Source organism: Desulfurella sp. (assembly GCF_049977265.1).
Lineage (GTDB): Bacteria > Campylobacterota_A > Desulfurellia > Desulfurellales > Desulfurellaceae > Desulfurella.
The window spans coordinates 1-2,238 of sequence record NZ_JBMFGQ010000023.1; the positions used below are offsets into that span (position 1 = coordinate 1).

The following is a 2,238-nucleotide window of genomic DNA, read 5'->3' on the forward strand; positions in this document are numbered from 1 at the left end:
GTTAAAAATAATAACAAATGCAAATAAAATATAAGTGCGTGACTTTAAAGACATGTTTCCCCCTCCCTCATTAGAGTATTACATTATTGCTAAATGTAATATCATGTAATTACATTTTGATTGATTATTAATTACATAATTACTTTTTTAATACATTACAATTAAAAAAATACAAAAAAATTGACATAGATCAATTTTTATTAGCAAATTTATGATATATTGTTTAAAAGATTGTAATTTTGAGGTATTTATGCAAAATCAAATCAGACCTATAAAAGCTATTGCAATAGCTGTAATTGGTATAATAATTGGTGTTTTATTATCATTTGCAACTTACATTGGAGTTGAAAAAACAGCTGGTGAAAATTTTTGCGCATCGTGTCATTCAATGCAACCCATGGTTCAATCGTACACATTAGATGTGCATGGCGGAAACAATAAATTTGGCTTTAAAGTTCAGTGCACAGATTGTCATCTACCCCACAATAGTCTTCCAAATTATTTATTTACAAAAGCTAAAACCGGACTTAACGATGTATTTTTTGAAACTTTTACAAATACTTCAAAAATAAATTGGGCTCAAAAATTAAAAGATCCAAATAAATATGTTTACGATAGCGGTTGTCTGAAGTGCCACAGCAATCTTAAAGAAGAATCTCTACAAAATCAAAGAGCATTTTTAGCGCATAGGGCTTATTTTGCAAAAACAACTACTCAATCATGTGTGGACTGCCACAGCAATGTTGGACACAAAGATTTAAAAGCATTTATTAAGTCTTAAGGGGGTTTTATGAAAAAAACATTGGTAATTGTAGGTGTAGTGTTTCTTTTGGTTATTGTTGGAAGTGCAAGCTGGTTTCTGAGTCAAGCAAATAAATCTCAAAACCAGATTATAGCTGAAAATCCAATCGTTTCGCAAAACAATTCAAATTTACGCTATGCTAATATTGCCTACAGTGAAAAAATTAATATGTCAAAAGGTAAAGGTGTAACAAAAGAAGCTGCGACATGTATAGAGTGTCACGCACAAAAAACACCTGCAATTGTACAGGATTGGTCTAAAAGCTCAATGGCACATGCTGGAGTTAGCTGCATTGATTGTCATGGTGTTTCAAAGGACAACCCTATGGCAAATCAAAATTGTCCTGGCGTAAAGGGCACAAATATTTATGTTAGCAAAATGGTATCACCAAAAACCTGTGCAAAATGCCACCCAAACGAAGTTAAAGAGTTTGAAGAAAGCGGTCACGCAAGAGCAGCTATCCATATAGTTGCGCTAAAGCCAGATCAGGCATTATTGGCACATGAAGATATGGGCATGCCACAGTATAAAGATGCGGTTTTACTTACAGGTTGCGCTCAATGTCATGGCTCTATTATTAAAATGGGTCCCAACCATGAACCCACTCAAGGCACATGGCCAAGTCATGGTATAGGTAATGTCTATCCAGACGGGGGTGTAGGAAATTGCGCATCTTGTCATTTTAGGCATCAATTTTCTATAGCCCAGGCCAGAAAACCTTCATCTTGTGCAACATGCCATTTAGGTCCTGACCACCCCGATATAGAAGTCTATGATAATTCAGTTCATGGTGCTCTTTTTGCAGCGCATGGTGACAAATGGCATTGGGATAGCCCTCCTGGTGCATGGATACCTGGAAATGACTATAATGCCCCAACATGTGCCACATGTCACATGAGTGGTGTAAATGGATTGCAACCAACACATAATATTGATATGAGACTAAAGTGGAACCTATGGGCACCAATTTCAAAAGAAAGGACAGGTGGTTACGAAACTGCAGCTTTTGAATATATGAAAACAGGTAAATTTACAGCTGGTAATCCTTTAGCTGGAAACCCAAAAGGTCCACAAGAAGCAAGAAAAGAAATGTTACAGGTATGTGCATCTTGTCATACTACTTCATTTGCATCTAATTACATGGCACAAGCTGACAAACAAATAGAGCTTTACAATAAGTACGCTCACGCTGCAAGCGAAATGATTAATACTTTAGAAAAGAAACATTTAATGATGAAAGATCCTTGGGCTGATCCTGCATTTAGAACATACTATTACATGTGGCACCATGAGGGCAGAAGGATGCGCCAGGGCGCTGTAATGGAAGGTCCAGATTATTCACATTGGCATGGTGTATTTCAACTTCAACAAAGTCTCAGGATTCTGCAGGCAATATACAATCAACGAATGAAAGATGGCAAAATTGATCCAAATCA

General features: G+C 36.2%; 2 protein-coding genes. Both read left to right on the plus strand.

Annotation, left to right across the window (positions count from 1 at the left end):
- Nucleotides 1-250: 250 nt before the first annotated feature.
- Nucleotides 251-781 (plus strand): cytochrome c3 family protein, encoded by a 531-nt coding sequence (locus ACP5FO_RS05570; RefSeq protein ID WP_428157144.1) that lies wholly within the window; start codon nt 251-253, stop codon nt 779-781.
- A gap of 9 nt (nt 782-790) precedes the next feature.
- Nucleotides 791-2,238 (plus strand): multiheme c-type cytochrome (locus tag ACP5FO_RS05575; RefSeq protein ID WP_428157145.1); only part of this gene is annotated, 1,448 nt, incomplete at its 3' end.